Origin of the sequence: Actinospica durhamensis (assembly GCF_018139695.1) — a bacterium.
Lineage (GTDB): Bacteria > Actinomycetota > Actinomycetes > Streptomycetales > Catenulisporaceae > Actinospica > Actinospica durhamensis.
In genome coordinates this window covers 10,857-24,995 of record NZ_JAGSOG010000018.1, presented here as the reverse complement: position 1 = coordinate 24,995, position 14,139 = coordinate 10,857, and the positions used below count along the sequence as shown (strand labels likewise).

Sequence of the window (14,139 nt, the reverse complement as noted above, 5' to 3'; positions counted from 1 at the left end):
CCGGCCCGCTCGGCCCGCCGGCTATCCGGCCGAGTCCCGGGCCAGCGCCGCGCGCGCCTCCTCGACGGTGGCGTACGTGGGCAGCAGCGGCTGCGCGCCGCTGAGCGCGAGCAGCAGCTCGACCTGGCGGGGCGGGGCGGCCAGCAGCAGGTGGCCGCCCGCCTCCTCGGCGCGGCGGCGCAGTCGGATCAGGGCATTGAATCCGGAGGAGTCGCAGAAGGTGACCTCGGACAGGTCCAGGATCAGGCTGTGGTGCTCCTCGAGCGCGTGCGCGCCGCGTTGGTAGAGCTCGGGGGCGACGAGCAGGTCGAGCTCGCCCGCCATGGCCAGTTCCGCCGCGTGCTCCCGGGCCCCGGTGGTCTCCTCGATCCGCGCTGCACTGCTCATGGTGGTACTCCCTCGCTGATTCTCGGCGCTGGTACCCGAGAAAGCGCGATTACCCGACCAGCCGCTTTCCATGCGTCCGCGGCCCCGCCGGGCCCGGTCGGGGGGCCTCCTCTTTCGGGTGAACGTCCCGGTCGGTTGTTTCCCCGCGGCCGCCGCGGGCGCATGCTGGGCACAGTACGCGAGCGAACACGCGGAGTGAGGATGACGGAGCAGGACATGGCGGGCCGCGCGGGCCTGGTGGCGCGGCTCGCGTCGATGGCCGAGGCCGTCGCGGGATGCGCCACGATGCAGGCGGCCGGAGAGCAGATCGTGCACGCGGCCGCCGACGTCGTCGACGGCCGCGCCATGGCGGGTCTGGCCACCGTCACGCATGCCGACGGCATCCGCATCCGCGCCTACACCGACGCCGAGGTGCTCCTGCTGGACCAGGCGCAGTCGCACTACCGGGAGGGCCCTGGCCTGGCCGCCGCGTCCGCGCGCGGTCGGGAGATCATCACCGTCGAGGACATGGCGCGGGAACGGCGCTGGCCCCGCTTCGCCTCGGCCGCCTCCCGACTCGGCATCCAGAGCATGGTGGTGTGCAGCCTCCCGCTGCAGGGCGGCGGCAAGGTGGCGCTGAACCTGCACGCGAAGCAGGCCGAGGCCTTCGACGCCGCCGCGGTGGAACGCGCGGCCCTGTTCGCGCTCTACTCCTCGCTCACCTTCGCCAACGCCCGGCTTGCCGAGAACGCGGCGGCGGCGCTGGCCAGCCGGCAGGCGGTCGGCGAGGCCACCGGCATCCTGATGGAGCGTCACCGGATCCTCGCGGCGGAGGCGTTCGAGCGGCTGTCCCGGGTGTCGCAGGATCTGAACGTGAAGTTGTGGCGGGTGGCCGCGTACGTGGCGCGCACCGGCACCGATCCGGCCGGCATCGCCCTGCGGGATCTGCCGCGGGAGTGAACCGACGGACCGTCAGGCATCCCGGGCCGCTATCCTGCTCCCGCGCGGCCGTGCGGGCCGCGGCGAGTCAAAAAGTCGGCTCGGGCACCCTTCATGCACGTCCGGGAGACGACCATGCCCAAGCCGGCGCCCACCCTCGCCTATCAAACCGCCCCGCTGCACTCACCGCCCGCCCTCGCCCTGACCGTCGCCGCGTTCGCGGACGCCGACGTGGTGAGCGTGTCCGGCGACGTCGACCTGGCCAGCGCGGAGCAGCTCGGCGCCGCCCTCACCGCGGCCCGCCGCCCCGGCCGGGCGCTGGTCGCGGACCTGAGCGGCATCGCGTTCTTCGACTCCGCCGCCGCGCACGCCCTGCTGGAGGCGCAACGCGCCGCCGCGGCGGCCGGATCCGGCCTGCTGGTCGTCCCGTCCCCGGCGGTCGACCGGGTGCTCGGGCTGACCGGCCTCGACGTGCTGTTCCGGCTGTGCGCGGACCTGACCGAGGCGGTGACGCGCGGACGCGCCGCACTGCGCACCTGACGCCGGGTCATCTCGCCACACGATCCGCGGACCCGTCAGGCGGGCACCGGCGCGAAGTGCCTGAACAGGTCCTCGCCCTCGCGCACGACCGCGTAGCTGGACTCGGGCATCTCGGCCCACGCGCCGGGCAGGTCGCCGATGGGTTCGGACACCACAAGGCGCGTCTCGTCGGAGGCCTCGCGCAGGATCTCCCGGTCCGGATACAGCTTCCTGATCTGCGGGAGGGCGTGGGTGATGAACAGCGACCTGCTCTTGTCGCCGCTCGAGTACCGGAACACCCACAGCGTCGTGCCGTCGGTGGTGGCGATGGTGCCCTGGAACGGGTCGGCGATGCCGTGGGCCCGGCCGAGCCGTTCCACCAGCCCGACCGTGCGCGCGACGGCGGCGGGCGGGTCCTGTTCCAGCCCGAAGGTGAGCGCGGTGTAGAACAGCGCCTCGGAGTCGGTCGTGCCCGCGATCGTGGGGAAGAGCGAGGCGTCCATGGCGAACATCAGGTCGCGCTTGACCTTGGCGAACCCGTCGATGAACCCGTTGTGCATCCACAGCCAGTCGCCGTGCCGGAACGGATGGCAGTTGGTCTGCTGCACGGCCGAGCCGATCGCGGCGCGCAGGTGCGCGAAGAACAGCGGAGCGGTGACGTGCGCGGTGATCTCGCGCAGATTCTGGTCGTTCCAAGCCGGCTCGGTGCTGCGGAAGAGCCCTGGCGTCGAGGTCGGCGAGCCGTCGTACCAACCGATCCCGAAACCGTCGCCGTTGGTGGTCTCGGCGCCGAGCTTCGAGTGCAGACTCTGGTCGATCATCGAGTGCATCGGCGTGTAGAGGACGTGCGAGAGCAGGATGGGGGAACCGGAGTACGCGAGCCAGCGACACACGGCTGCCTCCTCGCCGGGGAGGGACCAGGAGCTACCACCCACTCTGCCCCCGTGCGCGCCGGCACGCGACCTCGGCGCCGTCCCCGCACATCGTGCCGCTCAGAGCGCCTGCGCGGCCGCCGCCTGCAGCGCCCCGTCCGCCTCGGCTGCCCCGTCCGCCTCGCCGCGGCGTGCGACGATCTCGGACCGCCCGGTGCACCAGGCCAGCATCCCCGGCCAACTGCCGTACCCGGCGTTCATGTCGAAGTGCCCCTGGCCTGGCACGACCCTGGTCCGCAGGCCGGGGACGCGGGGGAGCGCGAGGTCTTCGGATACCGGACAGTACGGGTCGCCGTCGGAGCGGACCAGCAGGGTCTCGATCGCGGACGGACCCGAGGAGTTCGGGGTTTTCGGCCACATCTCCGGTGCGAACCGCGCGATCTCGCTGGTCTCGCGCAGGAACGTGCGCCCGGGCGGGGCGACGAGCACCACCCGGTACCCCGCGTCGCCGCCGGTCCCGGGCGGCGAGAGCGCCGGGAGTCCGGCCGCGTCGAGAAGCGTGGTGGCGTGCAGCCAGGCGAGGCAGCCGAGGCTGTGGCACACGACGACCCGTTCCCGGGTCTCGAGACGGCCGGCCGCCTTCACGATCGCGGCCGTCCAGTCCTCGAGTTCCGGGTGATCCGGTTCGGGCAGCTGCGGATATTCCACCGGGTATCCCGAGTTGGCCAGTTCCCCGGCCAACCAGTACTGCCAATGACCGGGCGGCCGACGGTTCTGCCAGCCGTGGAGAATGAGAAAGCTGAGATCATATGACTTCATCACGGAACTCACGTGTGTTCCTTCACTGCCGAGACGGTTCATCCGACCGCACTCACACCTGTCGTACACGGGGTCACGCGCGACGCCGACGAGCCGCCATGGCGCACTCCGGCGTGGGGAAAGTTATCAGCTCGCGATCGGTGACCTCTATGCGGACCTCCTGCTTGAGGCTACGCTGCGACCAGAGACCAGGCGTTGCACCCTGGCAGATGTGGGGGGACGCCACGTCGCAGAGGTGATATGTAGGGGGCGGCATTGGCATATCCGACCGACGGCACCATGATAACCCGACACCTGCGCCGGGGGCATGATGATCGAATACAGAGATCGAATACACTGAACCAGTGGCTCGAGCACCCGAGTCATCTCGAACAGATACTCGAACACGTACGCCGGGGCTTTCTTCCGCTCAAATACGCGTACGCCGGAAGCGCGGCGTTCACCCACGACACCCTGGCCCGCACCACCGGCTACGCCTCGGTGATCGGCGACGCGCGGCACGAGGTGGCCACCCTGCGCCGGGCCAGGCCGCAGTTCCTGCCGGAGCAGATCGTCGAGATCGGCCCGGGCAACGGCACCCACACCACGGCCCTGTTCGACACGGCCGACCAGCTGCTGCCCGGACTCGCCCGGCGGCGGCGCTACCTCGGTCTGGACTTCAGCTCCACCCTCCTCGGGCTGGCCGCCGAGCGGCTCGCCGAGTCCCGGCCCGACCTCGACGTGAGCACGGCGCACTGGGACATGGAGAGCGGGCCCACCACGCGGATCGAGGCCTGGCGGCACGGCACGCAGCCGGTGCTCGCCTGCGTCCTGGGCCACATGCTCGGCAACCTCGCCGACCCCGGGCAGGCCTTGCGAAACCTGGCGTTGAGTCTGCGCGCGGGTGACACGCTGTTGGCGAGCCTTACGCTGTACCGATCGGACAGCGGCGAGGACGCCATACTCGATCCGTATCGGACCGAGGCCTTCACCGACGCCGTGCTGGAACCGCTGCGCGCGGCCGCGTGCGCGCAGACGAATCCCCGGCTCACGCTGCGCCTGGTGGGGCGCACCGTGATCGGAGAGGCGCAGACCGATCCGGGCACCACCGTACGCTGCTTCACCTCCATCCGCTTCCTTCCGGAAGAGGCGCTGTCCCTGCTCTCCTCGCCGACCGGCTGGGGGGTCACGCACTGGGCGACGGACGAGGGCGATGCCCACATGGCCCTGGTCGCCCGGTGTCGGAATCTTCGAGGGGTTGACACACCATGAGTTCCTCCGACGTGAGCACCGCGGCGGACTCCGAGGCCGTGGCCTCGTTCGCGCTGCGGGCCGCTCGCTGGGCCCTGACCGTGCACCGGGCCAATTTCGACGGCGCCGACCAGGAGATCGTGCGGGTGCCGGACACGGCGGCCACCGAGCTCGTACGCCAGGTGGCCACCGAGGTGCGCCGGCTGGTCCAGCAGATCATGCCGCTGTCCGCGGCCACCCTGCCGGTCTCGCGCCGGCCCGGAGCCGCGCGCCGCTGGCGGTTCGAACGCGACCAGGCCGGCATCGTGAGCCTGGCCCAGGCCCTCTCGCGCAGCCTGGTGGAGACCGACTGCCGGGTGGAGAGGGTCTACCTGGTCCCTCCCGGAGGCCTGCAACCGGATCTGGTCAACCGTCAGGTGGACGAGGACGCCAGCATCGGCATCCACTCCAAGTGCGTGCAGCTGGCCGGACTCGGGTCGGAGAGCACCACGAAGATCCCGGTGAGCCTGGTCTGGATCGTGGACGAGGACGCCGTGATGTCCCAGGAGCCGACCGAGGACGGCGCGCCGGTCTGGACGGTGAGCGGACGCGACACCGACGTGCACGACGCCGGCGTGATGTGGCGCGACCTGTGGGAGCACGCCTCCGAGCGGCTGGACGTGACCCCGGCCCGCTCGCTCACCGACCCGCTGCTGGAGAGCGCCGAGCAGATGGCCGCGATAGCGCCGGTGGCGTGCGCGGACAACTACAGCGGGCGCAACTGCAGCTGGTACCACGGTGCCTGGCAGTATCTGCGGCTGTTCGGCATGGTCTCCAATCCCGGCTGGCATGCGGACTTCTTCCGCAATGAGCTGATGCGCCTGCTGGACGAGCACGCCTGGCGCAGCAAGCCGGCCGGCGCGGCCGGGGCCGGGACCTCGCAGGAGCCCGACGGCTCCGGGGAGCGGCCGCGGATCCTGATCACCGGCACGGCGGACTACTCGATGCTGGCGTTCGTCATCGAGGCCTGGCAGCGCAGCCGGCACGAGGCCACCGACCGGCGCCCCGATCCGCGGATCGACGTGCTCGACATCTGCCCCACGCCGCTGCTCGCCTGCCGCTGGTACGCCAACCACGTGGTGCCGTTCCAGATCGGCACGCACGAGGCGGACATCCGCAAGGAGTCCACGGTCAAGACGCTGTGCAGCGAGGTCGACGGCTACCACCTGATCGTCACCGACGCGTTCCTCACCCGGTTCGACGACATCGACGCGTCGGTGGTGCTCAACCGGTGGGCGGACCTGCTGGCGCCGGGAGGCCATGTGGTCACCACGGTGCGGCTGCACCCCGAGGACCAGCCCGGCGACGGACTCGACGAGATCACCGAGTTCACCATGCGGGCCCGGGGGATCGCCCGGCGGTGGAAGCCTCAGCTGCGGTCGAGCATCGACGCGATCTGCGACGACGCGCGCGAGTACGCGCGGCGCATCACCAGCACCGATCTCGGCGGCAAGCAGGAGGTGGTAGGGCTCTTCAACGCGGCCGGCTTCGAGATCATGCAGTGCACGCCGAGCGAGCGGCTGCAGGGCGAACTGCAGTCCACCAAGTACCTGCGCGTCATCGCCCGCAAGCGGGAGAATAACGAAGCGAGGCCGGTGTTCGAAGCCGTGTGAGTACCCCCGGCCCGACGCGCCGCTGCTGAGAATCCGACACACGCTGGCGAAAGGTGGACGCGCCCACGTCTCCGACAAACTCCACGCCCCGCTCGGCGCAGATCTTCATTCAGGAGGTGAAGGTCCAGCGCGAGAAGCGGCTGCAGGAGAACAGCTATCCGGCCGAGTACTGGGAGTCCGAACTCGTCTACGACCTGCGGTCCGCGGGCGCCGGCACGGTGCGCGTGACCCTGCTCGGTTCCGACGGGTTCGAGCTCAGCGCGAGCGTGCCCGTCTCCGTGATCGACGAGGCCCGCGAGGCCGCCGAGGCCGAAGCCGAGGCCGAGCCGGCCGCGGGCAACGGCGCCGAGCGCACCTACTGGGCGCTGGACCTGCTCGGCTGCTACCTGGTGCGGGCCGCCTCGGAGCACGGGGTGAACGGGTACCACTGGGCGCACCACAAGATCGGCAACGGGCTGCCGCGGTTCGAGGACGTGGAGGCCTCGCCGCGCCCGCGCGGGCAGCAGCAGAACGGCCCTGACTCGGTCATCATCGCGCATTCGAAGGCCAACGCCATCGAGCAGCGGCTGCGCGACGGCCGTTCGGTGTTGATCGACGGGCGCACCGGTTCGGGCAAGTCGGGGCAGACGGCGCTGATGGCGTACCGGTGCGGGCGGGACGAGAAGATCCAGCGGATCGACCTGGACCTGATGGACACCGACGACGGCCCCGAGTCGGTGCTCTCGGCGCTGCTCACGCTCCCGGCCCCGGAGGCCGGGTGGTATCTGCTGGTGGTCGAGAACATCCATGCGAGCCTGAGTACGGCCAAGGCCGTGTTCGGGCTCGTGGACGCGTTGCGGGGCAAGGGCCTGCGCATCTCGGTGCTGGCCAACGGCTGGGTGGAGCTGAACGCGACCCGGGAGAAGCTGAAGTTCCTGGGCCGGGCGATGCACGTGCAGACCGAGCCGCACCGGGTGGTGGACGTGTGGGCCGAGCGCGCCGGGGTGAGTCCGGACCGGATGGACGCGTTCCGGCGGATGACCGGGGACGGGCAGGACATCACGCTGGCGAGCCTGGCGCTCGACTATTTCAAGGAGTGCGGCGAGATACCCACGGACGCCGCGTTCACCGAATACACGGCGAAGAAGTTCAAGCTGGACGGGGAGCTCACGCCGGAGTTGCGCGCGTGCCTGTACGAGTTCGCGTGCCTGGGCAGCTTCGACATGGAGATCCCGGCGTGGCTGCGGCGCAAGTACGTGGCGCACGCGTGCCCGTTCGGCGAGCTGATCGAGCGCTGGGACACCAGTTACCGGGTCGGCAGCCGGTCGGTGGCGCGCGAGGTGGCCCGCTACTTCCACCAGCACTGGAAGGACGATCCGGACCATCCCCTGCAGCATCCGGCGGTGCGGGCCTCCAACCAGCTCGACGAGATCGGCGACCGGCTCTACCGGGCCCAGCTCGACCGGCTCGACCTGATCAACCTGACCCGGCAGGGCTCGGGCGAGGTGGGCCAGCTGGTCGCCAAGGTCTGGAGCACCCAGCGGCACATGATCGACCTGCTGGTGCACCGGGCCGAGCAGGACCCGGAGTGGGGCGACAACGCCGCCTGCGCCGCGTTCGCGGCCACCGCGCTCTACCGGCTCGGCCTGACCCGGGCCGCGGACGAGTGCGCGCAGCGGGTGCGCGACCGCTGGGACTATCAGGCCTCGCCGATGCCGCGCTGGCGCGGGGACCGGCCCTCGGCCGAGGCGGCGGACTTCGAGCACCTCAAGAAGCGGATGAAGGTCGAGGACGAGCAGCGGGCCGCGGCCGGCGGGGACCGGCAGTGGCGCGAGGAGATGCGGGCCGAGCGGATCGAGCTGCCGAAGCTGCACCGCACCTGGATGCTGGGCGTGCTGCTGTGCCTGGAGGGCGCGGACCCGGTCTTCCACGACGAGCGGGTCGAGATGCTCTACGACGCCGCCGAAGAGGCCTGGCGCGTGGACGGGTGCTTCTATCCGGAGCGGATCCCGTGGATGACCGCGCGGCTGCTGCTCGGGCTGTGCGCGGTGGGCAAGGCCAACAGCCCGCTGGCCGATAAGGCCGTGGAGTGGCTGGTGAGCTGGCACGAGCCCGGCGGCGGGCGGGCGATGGACTGGTCGAGTGGGACCGGCGACTGGAACACCAAGGTCATGACGAACGCCATGTGCCTCACGGCGCTGCTCAAGCAGGGCCGGCCCGGGCGCTACGACCAGCGGATCAGGGTGGCCTACTCCTCGATGCTGGCGGAGATGGAGAAGCAGACCGACGTCACCCGCGCTCCGGTCGACTACGGGCTGATCATCGAGGCGATCCTGCTGCAGAGCAGCGGCGGCGAGGACCGGGCCAAGGCCTACGACAAGCTGTCCGAACTGCTGGCCTGGATCAGCAGCCGGGACACCTGGGCCCCGCGCCGGACCGAGCACATGGCGATACAGGGCACGGTGGAGAGCACCGAGCTGCCCTTCACCGCCTGGCAGGTGGCCGAGTGCGTCTGGAACCTGGCGACCACGGAGCTGGACAAGCTCTACCGCGAGTTCATCGACGGCCCGCCGGACAGCGCGTCCGAGTCGGGCGCCGAGACGTCCGAGCCGGGGCCGACTCCCGGTCCGACGCAGAGCCCGGAGAACGCCGAGGAGCCGGGCGTGCCCGAGGCCTCCGAGCCCGAGGTCTCCGCGGAGGTGGCGCACAAGGTCCGCCGCGCCGTCACCACGATCCGCGCCACGATCCAGGACGACATGGCCGGCCGGCGCACCGCACTGCGCAGCGTGAAGCGGGCCACGAAGAACCGGCCGGGCGAGCACAACCCGCTGGGCGAGCAGCTGGAGCGGTACGCCCAGTACGACCGGGAACTCGACGACCTGGAGCGGATGATAGAGCTGGGGCCGATCACGCTCGACCTCGTGAACGCGCTCGACGAACTCGGCGTGCGCGTCCTCGGCGGCGCCTACGACCGCTGTCTTCCGCCGCTGTCCGGGTAATCGAGGCGTACTTCCGCACGGCCCGGCGGCCTGGCTAGTGTGGTCGCAGCGTTCTTCCTTCCCCCGTCCTCGACCGACTCCGTAAACGGGTGGCCATGATCCCGGTATCGCTGCTCAACTTCCTGTCCGGCCTCACCGCGGGCGCGGGCATCAACCTTCTGACGTCGATCGAGGGCGGCTCGAACGCGTCGCACAGCGAGATCATGGTGGACTCGGCGGTGTGGGTGGTCGTGGCGATCTTCCTCGCCTACGCGGCGCACCTGACCGAGGCGGTGGAGAAGGAGGCCTCGCTCGTCATCGACGGCAGCCTCACCCCCGACGAGAAGCGCCAGGTGCACGAGGCGCACGCTGCCTCGGTGCGCTGGCGCTACCGGATCTCGCTGATCGTCAGCGGCGCGCTGAGCGTGCTCGCGATCCTGCTCATTCCGGGGATCTGAGCCCGTCCGGGGCGCGCTCGGCCTGGGCGAAGTGCGCGGCGCTGCCCAGCACCAGCCCGCGCAGCAGCCGGTCCCGGTGGAACCGGAACGTGGCCGCGCGCAGCCACTGCGCGCGCTCGGTCCACACGTCGAGGCAGGCGCCGTCGACCGGGTCCCACAGCCGCACCGTGCCGTCGCGGGCGGCCGAGGCAAGCACGTCGCGCCCGCCGAGCCGGCCGAGCGCGACGTGGTGCACCCGCTCGGTATGCCCGACCAGGCGACGCAGCAGCGTGCCGGTGGCCGCGTCGAACAGGCGCAGCCCGCCCGCCTCGTCGCCGACGGCCAGCACGGTCGAGACGCCCTGCGCGGCCGGTATGACAGCTCCCTGATCCGATGGGCCGGGAACGGCGATCTCGGCGATCGCGCACGCGGTCGGGCGGGTGCCGCGCGTGCGCGGGACCTCGCACAGCCGCTCGCGCCCGGGCACCGTGTACACGCTGGTGGCGGTCGCCGAGGTGCACGCGAGCAGCACCCCGGCGGTGGTCTCGGCGCAGGCCAGAGCCGTGATACCGGATCCGCCGGAACCCCCGGTCTCCTCGGGCCGCAGCGGCCGTCCGGCCGGCTCCAGGGTGCCCGGCGCCCAGAACTTCACCGTTCCGTCGGCCCCGCCGCTGGCCAGGACTCCGTTCGGCAGGAAGACCAGAGCGTCGACGACGCCGCGGTGCGCGTCGAAGACGCGGGTGTTCTGGGAGCCGCGGTGGCAGACCGCGATGCGCCCGCCCACCAGCCCGGCGGCCGCGGACGCGCCGTGCGCCGCCGCACTCGCGACGCGGCCGGGCAGCTCCCAGGCCAGCAGCCTCCTGCCGTCGAGCCGGCACAGTTCGAGCGTGCCGGACTCGGTGCCCACGACCACGGACGGCTCGTCGCGGTTGTCGTTGAACGCGACCGTGCGCGCGGTCTTGGCCGGGGTGCGCAGGGAGCTGTGTCCCAGGGCCGAGCCGACCGGCTCGGGCGCGGGGTCCCACAGCCGCACGTCCCGGTCCTTGGCGGCGGCGGTGGCCAGCACCGGACGCTCGTCGATCGCGGCCAGGGACACCGCGGTCACCGCCTCGGCCCGCTCCTGCAGCACCAGGGAGCTGCCGGAGACCGGGTCCCACAGCCTGGTCGTGCCATCCGCCGCCCCGGAGGCCAGCAGCAGGGCGGAGCCGAGCGCCAGCAGTGTCAGGGAGCTGACCTGCTCGGTGTGTCCGGCCAGCTCGCTCTCGCCGCGTGCGGCGTGCCAGAGCCCGATACCCGAGCGCGGCCCGTCGAAGGCGAGGACCGGGCCGTCGGCGGCGACCGCGATGGTCAGGGCGCTGATCTCGTGCGCGGCTCCCACCCGGTGCCGCGGCTCGCCGGACGCCGGATCCCACAGCGTGACGCCGGACTGGTCGGCGGTGGCCAGGTACGCCTCGGCCCCGCGCGCGGACCAGGCCAGGGCGCCGACCCGGCCGGTCTCGAGGGTGCGGATCCGGGCGCCGTCCCGCCAGGCGAGTATCAGTACCTTCTCGGCCTGCGCGACGGCCAGCACCTCGCGCTCGCCGATCCGGGCGAATCCGAGCACTGAGACGCCCTCGCCCACCCGCAGCGGCGGCCGGGCGCTCGCGCCGGTGAGCACGTCGACGAACATGATCTGCGCGCCGAGGACGTAGGCCAGCACCGGGGCCACGCGCGAGCCCGCCGCCCCGAGGTCCTCGTGCGTGCGCACGGTGCCGAACGCGGCGACGCCGCCGGTGGCGTGGATCCGGCCCAGGGTCTGCAGCCGCTCGCCGTTCGCCGGGTCCCACACGTTCACCGTCGCGCCGTCATAGCTCGCCACGAGCGGGCGCTCGTCCGCCCGCAGGAACCCGACCAGGGACGGCACCAGCCCGCTCCCGCCGAGCACCCGGTGGAACGGCGTGGGCACCGAGGTGCTGCCGAGCCCGCGCCAGACCAGGCCGGTCAGGTTCAGCCGGGGGAGCAGCTCGGGCTCGTCCCGGCTGGCGCTCTCCTGCAGCAGCGCCAGCCGGTCCCGCGTCGTCAGGGCACGCATACGGTGGGCGACCCGGCCGAACAGGCGGGCGAAGTCCTCGTGCTGCGGATCGACCTCGCCGATCACCGCGCGCAGCCCGTCCGGATCGGCGTACCCCAGGAAGTGCGGATCGGCCACCAGCGTGCGCAGCATCCCGGCCGCGGCGGCATGCGCGGCCAGATGGCGCCGGACGTACGGATTCGCGCGCTCCCAGACCCGCACGCCGTTCTCCTGGAAGGACGCGAGCAGGGTCTCGGTCATCGCGCTCTGCGCCGCGACGGCGTCGGTCCCGGAGCGCAGGAACCGGGCGAACTGCTCGGCGTAGAGCCGGTAGACGGGCTGCTCGTCCTCGCTGGACTCGATCAGGTAGGCCGAAGCCTTCTCGATCAGTGCGCGCATGCCCTCCGCCGGGAGCGCGGGGCCGTCCGCGCGCATCGTGCCTATCAGCGCCGCCCACAGCGGCGCGGGCAGGCCCTTGCCCTCGGCCCAGGCGAGCGGGACCAGCACGTCGCGCACCAGGGCCTCCTCGGACCCGAAGCGAGCGAGGTCCGCGGCGAAGACCCGGTTGACGTCCTGGGAGAAGAGCTCCTGGCTGTCCGCGGTGGCGAGGTCGGGAATCTCCGGCTGGTGCTCGAGCACCTGGCAGAACGCCCGCGCCAGCAGGAAGATCCCGTCCGCGCGGCGCGCGAGCACCAGCCCGGCCTGCTGCGCCGCGTCGGTCCGCCGCAGCCGCGCGTACGGCGAGTCGGCGTGGTCCATCAGCCGGTACCTGATGTACGCCGCGATGTCCGACTCGCCGTCCGGATCGTCGCGCTCCAGCCGCCACACCCGGTCGGCGCCGGGTTCGAGCACGGCCACCGCCGAGGCCGCGCCGCTGCCGTCGGGCTGGGCCTCCGCGCGCACCCCGACCAGCACCTTGGCGTGGCCGATCTCGGCGAGCGGGCGCAGCAGGTCCGCCGCGATGGCCAGGCGGTCGGCCGGCTTCGCCTCGTCGAGGGCGTCGACCATCACCACCAGCTGCCGTTGCAGGGCACTGGAGCGGGCCGCGACCGCCTGGCACAGTTCGCGCGCGTCCTCGGCCATGACGCCGAGCCCGGCGGCGATGCCCGCGACGCACTCGGCGAGCGTCAGGCCCCTGATGTGCAGTCCGACGTCCAGCGGCCCCCGGCCCGCCCCGGTCGGCCGGGCCAGCGCGCCGGCCTCCTCGGCCAGCCGGCGCGAGCGCGGGTCGGAGAGCACGGCGAGCCGGCCCAGCACCGCCGACTTGCCGCAGCCGGGCGGCCCGGTCAGCACGAAGAGCCCGTGCTGCGGCCGGCCGAGCCAGGCGGTGATCTCCTCGAGCGTGCGGCGGCGGCCGGAGAAGTACCAGCCGCGGTCGCCGAGCACCTCGATGCCCCGGAACTTCAGCATGAAGTGCTCGGACAGCTCGCGGTCGATGATCGGGCGCCGGCCCGCGCGCAGCTGGGTGGGGAAGTCGGGCAGGTGCGGCTTGTAGTACGGGTTGTCCAGCGTCGGCTCGCCCACCCCGCTGGAGAGCCGCTCCAGCGTCTGGCGGCGCTCGGTGGTGTCGTCGAGGATCTGCTGCAGCGCCTCGGAGAACTGGTCGACGGTCAGCCGCCGGGAGCGTTCCAACTCGGCGGATCCGGTGTGCGGGCCGTCCACGAAGCGGATCAGCGCGTCGGCGAAGGCGCCCTGCGCGGCCTGCTCGTCGCGCTGCGCCGTACCGAGCACGGCCAGGCTCATCTGCTTGGCCACGGCCGTCGGCAGGCTCTCGCGCTTCTCCCGGTAACCCCTGATCAGCTCGTCGATGCCGCCGCCCTCGCGGTAGGTGTCGACGAACACGATGATCTGCTCGACCCGCTTGGCCGCGAGCAGCGCGCCCAGCATGTCCGCGCGCACCACGGCGGCCGTCTCCGCGCCCGGCTCGCGCGGCGAGTCCCGGCACACCAGCAGCAGCTGCTCGCGGTGCAGCACGCCGTGCCCGGTCCAGTAGAGCAGCAGCGGCCGGCCCGGCCGCGGCGTCCAGGCCTCGAGCCGGCCCAGCACGTCGGCGGACCGGCCGCCGCCGCGCAGATCGGTACCCTGCGTCGCGAAGCCGAGCCGGTCGAGCCGCGGGATCGCGGCCGCGACCCGCTCGGCGGCCTTCTCCAGCGGGTCGAACCCGGGGACGTCGTCGAGCACGACGCAGACCAGTTCCCCCGGCCCGGCCGGAGGCGGTGAATCCGGCATGCCCGCTCCCTTCGGGATCCTTCGCCGTACGGCGCTCGGGCCTCATCATGGCGCAGCCGGCCGGGCGGG

The 14,139-nt window shown here is 72.4% G+C and carries 10 protein-coding genes; 6 read left to right on the top strand and 4 right to left on the bottom strand.

Features of this window, described 5'->3' with window-relative positions; all coding sequences use genetic code 11:
• Positions 1 to 21 precede the first annotated feature (21 nt).
• Entirely contained in the window at positions 22 to 387 is a 366-nt protein-coding gene (locus KDL01_RS06360; protein ID WP_212527399.1) for an STAS domain-containing protein, read from the bottom strand.
• A 201-nt stretch (positions 388 to 588) separates the two neighbouring features.
• Here KDL01_RS06360 and KDL01_RS06355 point away from each other — a divergent pair, with 201 nt between their 5' ends.
• Together KDL01_RS06355 and KDL01_RS06350 are read left to right on the top strand one after the other, a co-directional pair.
• The gene (locus tag KDL01_RS06355; RefSeq protein ID WP_212527398.1) at positions 589 to 1,326 is read left to right on the top strand and encodes a GAF and ANTAR domain-containing protein; all 738 of its coding nucleotides are present in this window, start codon (positions 589 to 591) and stop codon (positions 1,324 to 1,326) included.
• Between the two features lie 114 nt (positions 1,327 to 1,440).
• Positions 1,441 to 1,845 carry an STAS domain-containing protein gene (locus KDL01_RS06350; protein ID WP_212527397.1) on the top strand — a complete coding sequence of 135 codons (405 nt, stop codon included), beginning with the start codon at positions 1,441 to 1,443 and terminating at the stop codon, positions 1,843 to 1,845.
• Positions 1,846 to 1,880: 35 nt separating this feature from the next.
• Here KDL01_RS06350 and KDL01_RS06345 read toward each other — a convergent pair whose 3' ends face one another.
• Together KDL01_RS06345 and KDL01_RS06340 are read right to left on the bottom strand one after the other, a co-directional pair.
• Entirely contained in the window at positions 1,881 to 2,717 is an 837-nt protein-coding gene (locus KDL01_RS06345; RefSeq protein ID WP_212527396.1) for a class II glutamine amidotransferase, read from the bottom strand.
• Between the two features lie 99 nt (positions 2,718 to 2,816).
• Positions 2,817 to 3,527, bottom strand: coding sequence for an RBBP9/YdeN family alpha/beta hydrolase (locus KDL01_RS06340; RefSeq protein ID WP_212527395.1), 711 nt, complete (start codon positions 3,525 to 3,527; stop codon positions 2,817 to 2,819).
• Between the two features lie 267 nt (positions 3,528 to 3,794).
• Between KDL01_RS06340 and KDL01_RS06335 the strand changes: the two genes are divergently transcribed.
• The 4 genes from KDL01_RS06335 (at position 3,795) to KDL01_RS06320 (ending at position 9,812) form a co-directional block, all read left to right on the top strand.
• Positions 3,795 to 4,766 carry an L-histidine N(alpha)-methyltransferase gene (locus KDL01_RS06335; protein ID WP_212527394.1) on the top strand — a complete coding sequence of 324 codons (972 nt, stop codon included), beginning with the start codon at positions 3,795 to 3,797 and terminating at the stop codon, positions 4,764 to 4,766.
• Positions 4,763 to 6,397, top strand: coding sequence for a hypothetical protein (locus KDL01_RS06330; RefSeq protein ID WP_212527393.1), 1,635 nt, complete (start codon positions 4,763 to 4,765; stop codon positions 6,395 to 6,397). Before KDL01_RS06335 ends, KDL01_RS06330 begins: the two co-directional genes overlap by 4 nt.
• Before the next feature lie 53 nt (positions 6,398 to 6,450).
• Positions 6,451 to 9,375 carry a prenyltransferase/squalene oxidase repeat-containing protein gene (locus tag KDL01_RS06325; RefSeq protein WP_212527392.1) on the top strand — a complete coding sequence of 975 codons (2,925 nt, stop codon included), beginning with the start codon at positions 6,451 to 6,453 and terminating at the stop codon, positions 9,373 to 9,375.
• Positions 9,376 to 9,470: 95 nt separating this feature from the next.
• Positions 9,471 to 9,812, top strand: a complete 342-nt coding sequence (locus KDL01_RS06320) for a hypothetical protein (protein WP_212527391.1) — start codon at positions 9,471 to 9,473, stop codon at positions 9,810 to 9,812.
• Here the strand turns inward: KDL01_RS06320 and KDL01_RS06315 are convergent.
• Complete coding sequence (locus KDL01_RS06315; RefSeq protein WP_212527390.1) at positions 9,796 to 14,070, bottom strand: hypothetical protein; 4,275 nt, start codon at positions 14,068 to 14,070, stop codon at positions 9,796 to 9,798. The genes KDL01_RS06320 and KDL01_RS06315 overlap by 17 nt on opposite strands.
• Positions 14,071 to 14,139: the final 69 nt, after the last annotated feature.